This window comes from Porphyromonas gingivicanis JCM 15907 (assembly GCF_000614585.1).
Lineage (GTDB): Bacteria > Bacteroidota > Bacteroidia > Bacteroidales > Porphyromonadaceae > Porphyromonas > Porphyromonas gingivicanis.
Genome location: NZ_BAKX01000001.1, coordinates 364,924 through 379,846, shown reverse-complemented (window position 1 = coordinate 379,846; position 14,923 = coordinate 364,924). Strand labels below are relative to the sequence as shown.

The window sequence follows — 14,923 nt, the reverse complement described above, 5'->3', positions numbered from 1 at the left end:
ATCAAAAGGGTTAATGGTTTTGAGAGTTTGCACAGATACTTTTCTCCAGAAGGTTTAATGCTTTGTTGAACAAAGATTATACCTAATCAAAATCAGTGCAAAAAGACCGAAGCACCAAGACCATAGAAACATTGTCTACAGTGTTATAAGTTTTTTTTGTAAACGACTCTGTCATCGCAAAAAAATCGTTTGCCTAATTGCTTTATTACTACTACTTTTGTGAAGAATTATAGCTATACTTTTTTGTAGCATCTGTTGATATATGGAACTCAACAACGAGAAACAATTAGAGCTTGACCGTCGCTACCTCAGGATGGCACGCATATGGGCGGAAAACTCTTACTGCGTACGACGTAAAGTCGGGGCTTTGATTGTAAAAGACAAAATGATTATTTCAGACGGGTTCAATGGCACCCCCTCTGGGTTTGAAAATGTGTGCGAAGATGATACAGGGCTTACCAAACCCTACGTTTTACATGCCGAGGCGAATGCTATTACCAAGGTGGCTGCCTCTACCAACAACAGCTCTGGAGCAACCATATACATTACTGCCGCTCCTTGTATAGAGTGCTCTAAACTCATTATCCAGTGTAACATAGCCCGCGTTGTATATAGTGAAGAGTATCGCCTAACTGATGGTGTCGATTTGCTTAGAAGAGCAGGCATAGAGGTTATATACTTACCTATTGATTAATTAGCATCTTACTTTACAGTAGACACCACCCTTTCATGAAACGCCACTCTACGCTAACACTAATCATTGTATCTGCCATCACGCTGTTAGTCGGCTCTATCATCAGTTGGCTTTTGGCAACTCAACTCTCAAGGAGATCAAAAACGGAGTTAGAACAGGTTCTGGAGCTTATAGAACACTACTATGTAGACTCTGTAGATATGTCCGATTTGCAACAAAAGATACTCCCTCTACTCGTTACCAAATTGGACCCTCACTCTGCCTACATTTCTCAAGAGGAGAGTAAATGGGAAAATCAACGTCTCGATGGCTCTTTCTGTGGTATAGGTATCACGTTCAACACGATTATTGACACTCCCGTTGTTGTGGATATTATACCTGGTGGTCCTGCTGAGTATGCGGGGTTGCGAGCAGGAGATCGCATCTTGCGTGCCAACCAAAAATCTCTAACAGGAGAAAAATTCTTGGCAGATTCTGTTCGTCAAATACTTTTGGGCGAATGTGCCTCTGTGGTTCGATTAGATTTACTAAGAAACAATGAACCTATCTCTGTACAAGTAGTAAGAAGCGATGTGCCTGTACCCAGTGTAGATGTAGCATTTATACCTTATAAGGAGACAGGACTTATACGTATTGTGCAGTGGGGGCGCAACACTCCCGAAGAGTTTAGAGCTGCTTATGCTCGTCTAAAGAACCAAGGTCTTAAATCTTTGATTATAGATTTGCGAGATAACTCAGGAGGATACTTGGAGCCTGCCATACGTTTAGCCAACGAATTTCTAAAAAAAGGACAGCTTATCGTCTACACTCAAGGTAAAGCTTGCGAAAGAGAAGACTTTAGAGCAACGGGCAATGGACTGATGCAAGATATTCCTTTGGTCGTTTTGGTCAATGAATTTTCTGCCAGTTCAAGTGAGGTATTCGCTGGAGCTATGCAAGACCACGACAGAGCAACCATCATTGGCCGTAGAACTTTTGGTAAAGGGCTTATTCAACGTCCCTTTTACCTACAAGACAGTGCTCAGCTACGACTCACTATAGCCCGCTACTACTCCCCATCGGGGCGTTGCATACAGAAACAATACACTATGGGCGATACAGAATCTTACCAAATGGACTTAGTAAAGCGCTATGAGTCTGGAGAGATGTATCATACCGACTCCCTTCTACTAAAGGGGGCTCAGCAATTCAAAACAGATGCAGGGCACATCGTTTACGGAGGATTTGGCATCTTACCCTCAGTATTTATCCCTGTAGATAGTGCTGGCGTAAACTCCTACTACCTCCGCTTGTTGGAGTCAGGCACTATGGACGAATATGCCTTCCGCTATGTAGATAAAAATAGGAAGAAGCTCTCTTCTTTTAGCGATGCTAAGCAATTAGGCAGTTACCTCTCTTATCAAGAAGGCTTAATTTACGACTATGCTTACTTTGCCTCCTCTAAAGGGATACAGATGCGCTCGGGAATGCTCTACGAATCACGTAATTTATTACGAAAAGCTCTCTATGGGAAGATTGTAAACTATACCTTAGGAATGGAGGCTGCTTACCAGATTTTCAATGAGAGCGATGAGGCCATATTGGCAGCTATTCGACATTTCTATCCTCAAGAGAGACCTCCTCTACAGTCGCTATCTTCTTATACTTTAGATAGAAATAGAGGGAACAAAGCGCATCAAGAAAACGAAGAAGAGCTATGAGCATAGACAAGAAAAATCTTCGCAATGCCATACGGCAAATCAACAAGCAGTGCTTAACCTCTTCGTACTATGCAGAGGCTTCTTTGGCTATATGCCACACTCTAAAGACACTTCCCATCTGGGAGCAAGCTGAGAAGATAGCACTCTACCACGCCCTACCCGATGAGCCAGACTTAACCCCTCTGCTTTCGGAATATGCAACCAGTAAGCAACTTTTCTTACCCAAAGTAGAGGATGCAGAAGACATTGCTTTCTATCCCTATTTTGAGGAGAAGAGTTTGAGTATAGGCTCCTATGGTATTGCCGAGCCCTCTTTTCAAAAAGAGTTAGCGGTTTTGCCCGAAACGTTAGATTTAATCATCATACCTGGAGTAGCTTTTACTCCTAACGGGGTGCGTATGGGCAGAGGTAAAGGCTACTATGACCGCTTTTTACCTCAAACTCAGGCTACTCTTATCGGAGTAACTTTCCGCTATCGACTTTTGCCTCACTTGCCTCATGACACATGGGATTTTCTCATGCATCACGTTATTACAGATTGATTATAACACCATATACATCTTACAAGGATTATGGAAAAACAGAATATATCTTTTACATTGGACGCCACTCTACCTGAGTACCCCTCTTTTATTGAGGGAATACGTCGTGCTCCAGACCGAGGTTATCGCTTAACCCCATCACAGACACGCACTGCACTTCGCAATGCATTGCGCTACGTTCCTAAAGAACTACATGCACAGTTAGCACCAGAGTTTCTGGAAGAGCTCTACACTCGTGGCAAAATATATGCCTATCGTTACAGACCACAGGGAGACCTCAAAGCAAAATCTATTGATGAGTACAAGGGGCGTTGCTTAGAAGGCAAGGCTTTTCAAGTAATGATTCAAAACAATCTCTGCTTTGATGTAGCCCTCTATCCTTATGAGTTGGTTACCTATGGAGAGACGGGACAAGTATGCCAAAACTGGTTACAGTACCGCCTTATTATGAAATACCTCGAAGAGATGACCGAAGAGCAAACTTTGGTTATTGAGAGTGGACATCCTTTAGGGTTATTTGCTTCTCGTCCCGATGCTCCTCGTGTTATCATTACTAACTCTATGATGGTGGGTATATACGACAACATCAAAGATTGGGAGATTGCAGCCCAAATGGGAGTTGCCAACTACGGACAAATGACAGCTGGAGGATGGATGTATATCGGACCTCAGGGTATTGTACATGGTACTTTCAACACCCTTCTCAATGCAGGTCGTAAGCAATTGAATATCCCCACAGGGAAGAATCTATCAGGGAAGCTCTTCATCTCTTCTGGATTGGGAGGTATGAGTGGAGCTCAACCCAAAGCTGCAGATATTGCAGGAGCAGTAAGTATAACAGCGGAAGTAGACCCCTCTCGTATCAAAACACGCCACGACCAAGGTTGGGTAAAGCATGTGTGTCGCTCTCTCGAAGAGACCTTTATATTGGCATCTAATGCTCTCAAAACAGGAGAGACCTGCTCTATTGCCTATGAAGGCAACGTGGTAGACTTGCTTACCTACTGTATTGAGCACAATATTCACATAGACCTTCTTTCAGACCAAACCAGCTGTCATGCTGTTTATGAAGGTGGTTATTGCCCTGTTACACTCTCTTTTGAAGAACGCACACGACTACTCAAAGAAGATCGCAACAAGTTTGAAGAAGAGGTAAATAAGGGACTTAAACTTCACTTCGAGGCTATCCGTACATTGGTCGCAAGAGGCACCTATTTCTTCGACTATGGCAACTCTTTTATGAAAGCTGTGTACGACTCTGGCATCAAAGAGATTCTCCGCAATGGTGTTGATGACAAGGATGGATTTATATGGCCCAGTTATGTAGAAGACATTATGGGACCCGAACTCTTTGACTACGGATATGGTCCTTTCCGTTGGGTGTGTCTATCCAATAAGCCCGAAGACTTGGAAAAGACCGATAAAGCGGCAATGGAATGTATCAACCCCGATCGCAGAGAGCAAGATAGAGACAACTATATATGGATTAGAGATGCCAAAAAGAACCAACTTGTAGTAGGTACACAGGCTCGCATCCTCTACCAAGATGCAGCTGGTCGTTTGGCTATTGCACTCCGATTCAACGAAATGGTTCGTAACGGAGAGGTAGGTCCTATTATGTTGGGGCGTGATCACCACGATGTAAGTGGTACCGACTCTCCATTCAGAGAGACTGCTAATATACGTGACGGAAGTAATGTAATGGCAGATATGGCAGTACAATGCTTCGCTGGGAATGCAGCCCGTGGTATGAGCCTTATAGCACTTCACAACGGAGGTGGTGTAGGCATTGGTAAGTCTATCAATGGAGGCTTCGGTATGGTGTTGGATGGTAGCGAACGCGTGGACCATATATTGCGCTCTGCTATGACTTGGGACGTTATGGGGGAGTGGCTCGACGTGCTTGGGCTTGCAATGAGCATGCTATTGAGACCAGTGCTGAGTTCAACCAAACGCATGCCGATGGTTATCATATCACTATGCCCTACTTGGCAGACGATGATCTGATAAATACGCTTATTCCCTTGGAGCGTTAAAGCTATTTGAAAATATTACATGAGCAAGTAGACATTACGTCTATTAGCTCTCCCTTCAAGACTCTTACATAGTCTCGAAAGGACAACCTTGTAGAGAGGAAGAGGTGTAATAGCCTCTTTCTCTTTTTTACGATGCCTCCCTGCCCACAGAAAAATTACTAAAATAGAGGTATCTTTGTGTGCAGGGAGATTCTCTAAAAACTCTCCCAATAGTTATAAACAAGTCTTTAGAAAAAGAGTGTCTCCATGACAAAAGAATATGCAATACTCAGAGTGTTATTCATCGAACTTAAGACCTACTACTCTATTTTTCATAATTGTTTTTCTTTTTAGCATACTCTTTCCCTCTACAATGAAGGCGCAGAAAAAGCACATTAGGCTGATGACTTTTAACGTCGAAAACCTTTTCGACACTCTCCATGACGAAGGCAAGGAGGACTATGACTTCCTTCCTGAGGGTGCTTTGGAGTGGACCGACCATCGCTTCAATAAGAAACTACACAACTTAGCAGAAATCATCAGTGATGTCGGCGAAAAGGAGTGGCCTCTCTTTATTGGCTTAGTAGAGGTAGAAAACAAAAATGTCATGGATGCACTCTTACAGAGGACCGTTTTGGGGCGTATGGGATATAAGTATGTTATCTCTGAGAGCGATGATATTAGAGGTATTGATGTAGCCCTGCTCTACCTTCCCGACTTATTCCATCTCAAAGAGACGAATGAGTGGAGTGTATTGTTTCCTAACCATCCTCATAAGAAATCGAGAAATATTCTACACCTTTCGGGTACGCTTTTTAATAAACAACATCTACACCTTATGATGGTACATCTCCCCTCAAGGAGAGAGGGAAAGAAAAGAACAGACCCTTTTCGAAAAAATGTAATCTCACTTTTACAAAGTAAATGTGATAGTATTTTCAATACAGACCCAGAAGCTAATATCATAGTAATGGGCGACTTTAACAGTGAGCCTCGGGATCCTATATCACGAGGATGGGCCCACCCTCTAACTTCAAAGAAATACAATTACAGAAAAGACCTAATGTATGATGTAACCTCTCGTTTAGCTCCAGGAGCTATCCCAGGGAGTTATATGTTTCGTGGTGTTTGGGAACAGATAGACCGTATCATAGTGAGTGGCAATTTGGTCAATCATAAAAGCAAACAAGGTTCTCTGGTCTACAAATGGAGAAGTGCTCGCTCTGTAATGATAAAACGTTGGATGAGAAGAGGTGCTGACGGACGCTACTTTCCTCGTCGTACGTATGGAGGTACACAGTATATAGGCGGTGTAAGTGACCACTTGCCCGTGATGGCAGATTTCTTTATACAACCTCATATAAAAGAAAGAAAGGAGGCATTGAATGGCGAATAATGGCATGCAAGAAAATTTCTTAGAAGAACTTTTAGAAGGTATTCAAGATGCAGCTATCTTCCAAATAGATGCTTATGTTCCACTGGGTATCCAGCAGGAATACTTTAACCTCTCTCGAACTATGATAGCCGCCCCTAACTCAAAGCTGAGTGAGGAGGAGGTTTCGGACATTGAACAAACTCTTTATCTAAAATCCATCCCCGAAGAGTACATAAGATACAGCTTGTAAAGTTGGCTATATCCAATAAAATTACTGCCTATCGAATTATTCAAGATTTTCTCCAAATAGCTCCTCCCTCTATGTATTATTGGACTCTATTGTCAGAGTTTCAAGCTCGCATCCATCTACATAGTAGTTTGGCAGAGCAAGAGAGGGCTTTTATATTCACCACTGGTTTAGGAGGAAGAAAGGGACTGCTACGCATTATGGCACTGGCTCATACTCCTCAATGGACTCCTCTTGAAAAGTATCAAATAGATATGGTGCAAGAAGAGTTCCCTATAGCAGTCAAAAAACTACAGGGAGAAGTCGAGGAGATTCTCGTAGGAGAAAATTATTTTAGGTTTCAGTTTCTCCTCCCCATCGGAATAGAACCTCGACGATTTTATACAGACTTCGCCTCTTTCTGTAACGAGTTTGGCAACTTTTTGGATATGAAAGAACTCCTTTTGACGAACGAGCGCCCTATTTCTGAAAATGATATTCATGAACTTTGTCGTAAGTATAAAATTCGTCAGCAGGAACTCGAAGAAAAGTCAAAAGAAACACCCCTCGAAGAATCTTCTCTTCAAGTTTAGCTATTACAACCTTTTTGGCGAGAGTGTTTGTAGTACACTTATTAGATATTACTTGCGACATTTGGGTTTGGTCTCGTATTTCGACGACACTTCCTTTAGCCTCATTATTAATGTATTATACTTTATATCCTCTGAAACACATTAACGAAGGACGAGCTTAAAATGGATTTTAATACACCTCCAATAATCCTCTAACAAAGTGTAACTTTGCAGATAGTACGATTTGGAGTTCTATCCTTAATATGGAAAAAAGCTCTCTATCGTCAAACAAGGAAACAGAATTTTAGTATGAGTGCAAACGAAGACATCTTACATAAAGTAACCGAGGCAGCAAAAAAATGGTTAGCACCCTCTTTCGATGAAGAAACCAGAAATGAAGTACAAACTCTATTGGACAATCCCGATAAAGCAGAACTAATAGACGCTTTCTACAAAAATCTCGAGTTTGGTACAGGAGGTCTGAGAGGTATTATGGGAGTCGGGACTAACAGAATGAATCGTTACACCGTTTCTATGGCTACACAGGGATTGGCGAATTATCTTAAAAGAACTTATCCCGATGAAGAAATAGCTGTTGTAATAGGTTATGATTGTAGACATAATAGCCGCTACTTCTCAGAGATTACAGCCAATGTATTTTCAGGGAATGGCATTAAGGTTTATCTTTTCGAATCTCTACGCCCTACTCCAGAGATATCGTTTGCCATACGACATCTCAACTGTAAGAGTGGTGTTATGGTTACAGCATCTCACAACCCTCCTATATACAATGGTTACAAAGCCTACTGGGCAGATGGAGCGCAAATGGTTTCTCCTCACGATGTAAATACGATAAAAGAAGTTGCAAAAATTACTTCTATGGAGTCAGTGGTACAGGAAGGCAATCCGTCTCTTATAAAAGAAATAGGTCTGGAGATTGATCGTATTTTTATCGAAAGAGTAAAATCTCTATCCCTCTCTCCTGAAGCTATTCAAAAGCACCATAATCTTGCCATTGTTTACACTCCTATACATGGTACGGGGGTAAGAATAGTGCCCGAAGCTCTGAGAGCCTTCGGCTTTACCAACATCATAAATGTACCCGAGCAAGATGTCGTGAGCGGAGATTTTCCCACAGTAGTTTCGCCTAATCCTGAGGAGCCTGCAGCCCTTAGTATGGCTTTGGAGCAAGCAGAAAAGACACAAGCTCAACTTGTTTTAGCTTCAGATCCTGACGCTGACCGTATAGGGGTAGCTATTCGCAACAAAGAGGGTAAGATGCAACTCATCAATGGTAATCAAATTTGTGCTTTACTCACTTACTACTCTATTAAACGTCGTCAGGAATTGGGTATATTGACCAATAAAGATTACGTTATTAAAACGATTGTTACAACAGACTTAATCAAGTTTATCACGGAAAAAGAAGGAGTTAAGCTATATGACTGCTATACAGGCTTCAAATGGATTGCTGATATTATTCGTCGCAATGAAGGAGTATTGAACTACATCGGAGGAGGCGAAGAAAGTTATGGCTATTTATGGGAAGACTTTATCCGAGATAAGAGCTCTGTTTCGGCGTGTGCCCTTTTTTCAGAAATGACTGTTTGGGCTTTAGAAAAGGGACTTACTATCGATGAGTTACTAACCCACATATATGTTACCTATGGATATTTCTTAGATAAGGGGCATTATATTGTGCGACCAGGGCGAACGGGAGCTGAAGAAATTGCTCAGATGATGACCGCTTACCGCGAAACTCCTCTTAAAGATCTTGGAGGCTCTCCAATAGTTACCATAATCGACTACGCTTCTCTCAAGGGACGTTCTCTTAAAACAGGCGAAACTTTCAACATTGATATGCCAGCCCAAAGTAACGTACTCCAATACATTGCAGAAGATGGCTCGAAACTCTCTATCCGCCCTTCGGGAACAGAACCCAAGATTAAGTATTATGTGGGGGTAAGAGAGATGCTTGAGAAAGCAGAAAAGCTATCGCAAGCCGAAGCTAAGGCTAAAGAGCGACTTCAACAAATATTTCATCAATTAGGTATATAATTCGTACAAAAATCTTCCTCTTTGCTTACTATTAATCTGAGCTATAGTAGGTAAAGAGGAAGCAAAAGATTGTTTCCGATGGTTCGCAAACAGGTTAATCTTAGTACGCTTTTTCGTCAAGTGAAGCTCCTTATACTACCCTATTGGCGTATTGTCTTAGCTTCTGTTGTCTTTATCTGCATTCTTCTTATAGTATCTATTGTACGGCGTTGTAAACCCACATCGGTAGAAGAAAAGGTAGGTGCAGAGCGACTTTGCATCGACTATCAATGTGTTTTTAGAGATTCTTACTCAAGAGCTTTTGCAGATGATAATTTGCTACACTTGGCAGCTGCAAGAGCCTTACAAAGCACACCTTTTAAGGGAGAGCTTAATGAAAAAGAACTCTCGACTCTTGCTCTAATTGAGAGCAATCCTTTCTATCGAGTAGATCGTCTTACTCACTCCATACCCTATCTCATACCCGAAGCAAAGACCTTATTAGACCAAATCGGAGAGGACTTCACTATAGCTCTTCAAGAACGAGGTATTCCCCCCTACCGTATTATTGTTACAAGTCTGACTCGTACTCAGCAACAGCAACAAAGACTCTCTAAAAGAAATGTAAATGCGGCATCAGAGTCTTCTCATAGTTATGGTACGACTTTCGACATTTCTTGGTCTCGATTTGATAAAGTACACAAACAGAGTGAACATATCTCCGATGCCATTCTTAAAAAGGTATTAGCCTCTATACTACAGCAGTATCAAAAGGCACATCGTTGCTATATCAAGCATGAAAAAAAGCAAGCATGCTTTCATATAACAGCCATTAAGCCAATCTACTCCAGCCCCTCATGACTACAGTAAATCAATGATTTATAGATATGGATACCTCTAAGATTAAATACCCATTAGGCTTAGCTCTTAGTGGAGGGAGTATTAAAGGTTTTGCCCATATTGGCGTACTAAAGTATATGGATGAAGTCGGGTTGCGTCCCAATATTATTGCTGGGACTAGTTCTGGTTCTATTGTTGGGGCTTTTTATTCGGACGGATACTCTCCAGATGAAATATTCGAACGCCTCTCTTCAATAGGGTTCAAAGGTATGACATCACTTTATCCAAACAAGGGGGGGATGTTTTCTACTCGTAATTTCACTAAATTTTTGAAGGACAACCTCAGACATCGTCGGCTGGAAGATTTGCCTATTCCTGTACGCATTGTAGCCACAGATTTGGATAATGGTTGTGAGCATGTTTTTACTTCAGGCCCTCTATCTCAAATCATAACAGCCTCATGCAGTATTCCCGTACTCTTCCAACCCAAGGTTATTAAAGGTATTTCATATGTAGATGGGGGGTTATTTAGAAATTATCCCGTCACTGTGATACGTCAGGAGTGTGCTAAGGTATTGGGTGTTAATTTGGGACCCGAACAAACCAAGGAATGTAAAAAGACTTTACGAGGCGTGGCCGAACGCTCCTGGTCTTTGGTTTTCCGCCAAAATACCCGAGCAGATAAAGCTGTATGTGATCTGACTTTAGAGACCCATGCCATAATGCAATATAAAATGTTTGATGTTAGTTCTGCCAAGGACATTATGGAACTTGGCTATGAATTAGCTCGTCATAATCACATAGAAAGATTGCTCCCTATAAAAAGTCTTCCCGAATGAGTTCGGCCTACCTCTCCCAAAAGAAGAAATAGTAAAGAGAGTCATCAAAATATAATCTTTAAGCCCATGCGAACCCTTTTTTCTGAAGGCAATATAGCCGATTTCATACGTTGGTGCGATTATTTAGGTACTTTTGCCTTTGCTATAAGCGGTATAAGGCTTGCAGCGGCGCATCGCTTTGACTGGTTTGGAGCTTTTGTAGTAGGCTTGGTAACCGCTGTCGGAGGGGGTACTCTTCGCGATATAATGCTTGATTTACCTGTCTTTTGGCTAATAGAACCCTCTTATTTACTTATCACCTCGTTAGCTTTGGTCGTTACCATTCTATTCCGGAAATGGTTAGTACGTCTTAACAACACTGTCTACTTCTTCGATGCCGTCGGGTTGGGATTATTTACTGCTGTAGGAGTTGCTAAATCTTTAGGTAGTGGTTTTCCTTGGTGGATAGCCCCTATTATGGGAACAATAACAGGATCTTTTGGAGGAATGATACGAGACATTCTCATCAATGAGGTACCCCTTATTTTTAGAAGAGACTTTTACGCTGTTGCATGCCTCATAGGTAGTTTTATCTATCTCGCTATGTTATACTTGCACTTTTCTGCCTTTTGGGCGCAAGGAGTATCGGCTGTTTCTATCGTAATACTCCGTATATTGGCTGCTAAATATCATTGGGGTATTCCTTATTTCACCCCTCACCATAGTGAATAGTGTTTTTTCTTAACATTGGTAGCAGTAAATCCTATAAAAACAAAATAAGCCCCCTTTGAGACAAAGGAGCTATTGCCTGTGAGGCTAAAGTTTTTATCTTTGTCATAACGAGAACAACCAAAATCCTTTCTCTAAAAAGAAATACATAATAAAAACTATCTATACAAACAATCAAGACCATCTATGAAAAAAATCGTAACCACTATTGCGTCCCTCATTGGGACTCATCTATTGCTTACGGCTGGTCCTGTCTCGCCCCAGCAAGCGAAGGTCATAGCCGAGCAGACACTCGGTAGTTCTTCCTTAAGATCAGGAGGAGCCATTGAGTTAACGTACACCCATACTCCGCACACACTACGTCAAGGCGAAGGAGATGCACAAGCCTACTACTACATTTTCAATCGTGGTAAGAAAGAGGGCTTTGCAATTATCTCTGGAGACGATCGTATGTACTCGGTATTGGCTTATGCCGACCAAGGATATTTCGATATGCAAAATGCCCCCGAACATATCAAGGCTTGGATGAGTCAATATGATAGTACTATCGAGCAGTTATTGAAGATGCCAGACCTTTCTTTAGGAAAAAACTCCTCCCTCAAATCGCAAAAAGACTATCCCTCCATACAACCCCTATTAGGTGGTATAAAGTGGAATCAAGACTATCCTTACAATTTTTCCACCCCTACTGATTATACGGGACAAAATATGCCTACAGGATGTGTAGCAACTGCAGCTGCTCAAGTTATGCGTTACCACAAATGGCCCGATCAGAGTGTAGGAGCATCTTACACTTACAGAGACGAATTCGCCAGGGTTGAAAGGACAGCATCTTTTGGGAAAAAGTATAATTGGGACAAAATGCGTGATTATTATGATCCCAAAGATGGCACTTACACCCAAGAGAATGTAAGAGAAATAGGTTCGTTATTAAGAGACATAGGGTTCGCTGCACAAATGAACTACTCTTCTCAAGCAAGTGGTGCTTGGGAACACGATTTGGTAAAAACGCTTCGTAGGAACTTCAAATACGACAAATCTCTATCACTCAGAATTCGTCATAACTATCATGCAAAGGGATGGGAAGAACTCATTCAAAAAGAACTCCAAGCCCAACGTCCTGTTTTTTACACTGGATACGGAAAAGGTGGAGGACATGCCTTTGTTTGCGATGGATACAGTCAAGACGGTCTTTACCACTTCAACTGGGGTTGGGGAGGTATGGCAGACGGTTACTTCCGTCTAACTGCTCTAAAACCTTCTGCTTTAGGTATTGGTGCTGGGTTGGGAGACTATAGCTTGGCTCAAGCTATTATTGTAAACTTTACTCCCGACAAAAATGGGAATTCTCAACCAGAACCTAAACTTGCTCCCGCAGCTTCTATACGTATAAAAGAACCACAAGATAAATCAGCTATCCTTCTAAGTGGGAACCTACTCCAACGCTCAGAGGATGCTATGATTGGGACTCTTCGTATTTCTGTCAAAAATAAAGATAATGCAACGACCCAGTTTTCTGCAGAGAAAAAAATGATTGTGAACTTCAGAGAGTCAGCCAGCTTTGAAGAACCTATTATGTTGAAAGATTACAACGATGGAGCCTACGAACTCTTCTTGGAGTGGAAAGAAACAACAAGATCCGAGTATGAGCCATTGACGATGTATATTGACGAACCTGATAGAGTGTTCTTTACTGTAAAGGATAAAAAATTGGCAGAGTGGAACTACAATGTAGCCATGGACAATCTTGTTTTTGACAAAACCAAAGCTGTTGCCAATTTTCAAGCCTTCTCTTCAAGCCAATTGACCATTAGTATACAAAATCTGTCGGAACGCGAGTACTATGGTCCTATTAAAGTACTTGCTACTCCTGTCAATACTTCTTCTATCCTCATACCTACAGGTAGAGAACTTGTGATAGCAGAGGCTGTTGTATGTATCCCTGCTAAGCAAACGGTGATGCACACATTTGATGAGTTTATTCTAAATGAGTATGATGGGAAAGAGGTCAATCTTTTTGTTCAATATTCACAGTTAGATAAAAACAAAGCCGATGATGAGTTTGCGCACCATACCCGCCGTTTTAATGCCTCTTATGCCCATTTATGTGCAGAAAAGATACGCATTGTCAGACCTGCAGACTATACAAAAACAACGCTTGTTTTTACTCCAACAAAAAACACATCAAGTATCAACATATACAATGGTGTCTTTGATGGTCCTACTTTCAAGGTAGAAAATAGAGGAGCAACCTTCTCTTCCAATGCTAATTCTCCCAGAGTTATGGCTTTTATTGTTGGAGAAATACAAGGATATCCTCGTGTACTTGCTGTCTGCAATAATCCTCTCAGCAGCATAGAGAAGGGCAAGGAAATCTCTTATACTCCCGAATTTACAAGCAACAATCAGTTAGAATCGATGAAGGGAAAAAGGGTTACAATTTTCCTAAAGAGTATATTGAACAATCAATTTGCGGACGAACTGCTCCCCCTCTTTGGAACAACTCAGATGACGACAAAAATTGTTAGTACAAATTCGATTGAAGCCACCGAGAGTGTCCAACTTGCTGTTTATCCTAATCCTGCATCAACAACTCTCCATATAAGCAATGCAACTCCTATCTCTTCGATAGACATTTTCTCTATGAATGGAGAGCTCGTTCTTTCCCAAAGAGGAGGAGAAGCGCAGGAAGTTACTGTTAATGTCAATGACTTACCTGAAGGCAACTACTTGCTGGGAGTAAGGGATAGCAATAACAAGGTTACAAGCCATCGATTGGTTGTAAGCCGTTAAAAAATTCCAGTATAAAGCTATTAGATAGACTATAACGAAAGTCAAAAGCAATAGAGAGCAATCCATTTCCTTTGGAGGATATAGGGTTGCTCTCTTTTTATTTTATCTGTAAGAGGGTGGATATTGCTTTTTGAACTTCATACAATGTAAGATAGACCAGTGGAGGTAGGTATATGCAGCAATTTCAAAAGGTACATAGGTTTCTCTGCTAAGGATTAATGGTTGAAACATAAATGACAGAGGGTTTTGCTAGTAGCCATTATACCTTTCGGGCACTGCGAAAGAGAGTAATTTAACTACTATGGTAGAGAAAATAACTCTGTGTATTAGTAAGAAGAAAAGCAGAAACTAACGTAAAGGTCTCCGAGTAGATGCCATAACTTTAATATTCCTAATACCACAAAAAGCTCTATACTATAGAATGCTTTCCGATAGATATAGAGCTATATAGCTTGAATAATGCTCTCTTTTGAGTACCTTTGCAGTCGGATTTTAGATTTTAGTCAAAGAGACAAGGAAAGTAAGGAGAGGGCGGTAGCACTCTCCTCTGTAAATAAGGGAATTATAATGCTTACTTTCACT

At 41.4% G+C, this 14,923-nt stretch carries 11 protein-coding genes and 1 pseudogene; all 12 read left to right on the top strand.

Annotated features, from left to right (window positions below):
- Positions 1-262 precede the first annotated feature (262 nt).
- The 12 genes and pseudogenes from JCM15907_RS01640 (at position 263) to JCM15907_RS11960 (ending at position 14,341) form a co-directional block, all read left to right on the top strand.
- A complete protein-coding gene (locus tag JCM15907_RS01640; protein ID WP_025842458.1) occupies positions 263-694 on the top strand; it encodes a dCMP deaminase family protein in 432 nt (143 codons plus the stop codon).
- 35 nt (positions 695-729) lie between these two features.
- Complete coding sequence (locus JCM15907_RS01635; protein WP_025842457.1) at positions 730-2,394, top strand: S41 family peptidase; 1,665 nt, start codon at positions 730-732, stop codon at positions 2,392-2,394.
- Complete coding sequence (locus tag JCM15907_RS01630; protein ID WP_081773766.1) at positions 2,391-2,936, top strand: 5-formyltetrahydrofolate cyclo-ligase; 546 nt, start codon at positions 2,391-2,393, stop codon at positions 2,934-2,936. The genes JCM15907_RS01635 and JCM15907_RS01630 overlap by 4 nt, the downstream gene beginning before the upstream one ends.
- A 30-nt stretch (positions 2,937-2,966) precedes the next feature.
- A pseudogene (gene hutU, locus JCM15907_RS10115) lies at positions 2,967-4,972 on the top strand (urocanate hydratase).
- A 352-nt stretch (positions 4,973-5,324) separates the two neighbouring features.
- Positions 5,325-6,347 carry an endonuclease/exonuclease/phosphatase family protein gene (locus JCM15907_RS01615; protein ID WP_148297416.1) on the top strand — a complete coding sequence of 341 codons (1,023 nt, stop codon included), beginning with the start codon at positions 5,325-5,327 and terminating at the stop codon, positions 6,345-6,347.
- On the top strand, positions 6,337-6,576 hold the full coding sequence (locus JCM15907_RS01610) for a hypothetical protein (protein ID WP_025842453.1): 240 nt from the start codon (positions 6,337-6,339) through the stop codon (positions 6,574-6,576). The genes JCM15907_RS01615 and JCM15907_RS01610 overlap by 11 nt, the downstream gene beginning before the upstream one ends.
- A 2-nt stretch (positions 6,577-6,578) precedes the next feature.
- A complete protein-coding gene (locus tag JCM15907_RS01605; RefSeq protein ID WP_025842452.1) occupies positions 6,579-7,145 on the top strand; it encodes a hypothetical protein in 567 nt (188 codons plus the stop codon).
- 288 nt (positions 7,146-7,433) lie between these two features.
- On the top strand, positions 7,434-9,182 hold the full coding sequence (locus JCM15907_RS01600; protein ID WP_025842451.1) for a phospho-sugar mutase: 1,749 nt from the start codon (positions 7,434-7,436) through the stop codon (positions 9,180-9,182).
- A gap of 78 nt (positions 9,183-9,260) precedes the next feature.
- Entirely contained in the window at positions 9,261-10,022 is a 762-nt protein-coding gene (locus JCM15907_RS01595) for a DUF5715 family protein (RefSeq protein WP_025842450.1), read from the top strand.
- A gap of 26 nt (positions 10,023-10,048) precedes the next feature.
- Positions 10,049-10,840 carry a patatin-like phospholipase family protein gene (locus tag JCM15907_RS01590; protein WP_025842449.1) on the top strand — a complete coding sequence of 264 codons (792 nt, stop codon included), beginning with the start codon at positions 10,049-10,051 and terminating at the stop codon, positions 10,838-10,840.
- Positions 10,841-10,906: 66 nt separating this feature from the next.
- A complete protein-coding gene (locus JCM15907_RS01585) occupies positions 10,907-11,551 on the top strand; it encodes a trimeric intracellular cation channel family protein (RefSeq protein WP_235266300.1) in 645 nt (214 codons plus the stop codon).
- 183 nt (positions 11,552-11,734) lie between these two features.
- The gene (locus JCM15907_RS11960; protein WP_025842447.1) at positions 11,735-14,341 is read left to right on the top strand and encodes a T9SS type A sorting domain-containing protein; all 2,607 of its coding nucleotides are present in this window, start codon (positions 11,735-11,737) and stop codon (positions 14,339-14,341) included.
- Positions 14,342-14,923 lie beyond the last annotated feature (582 nt).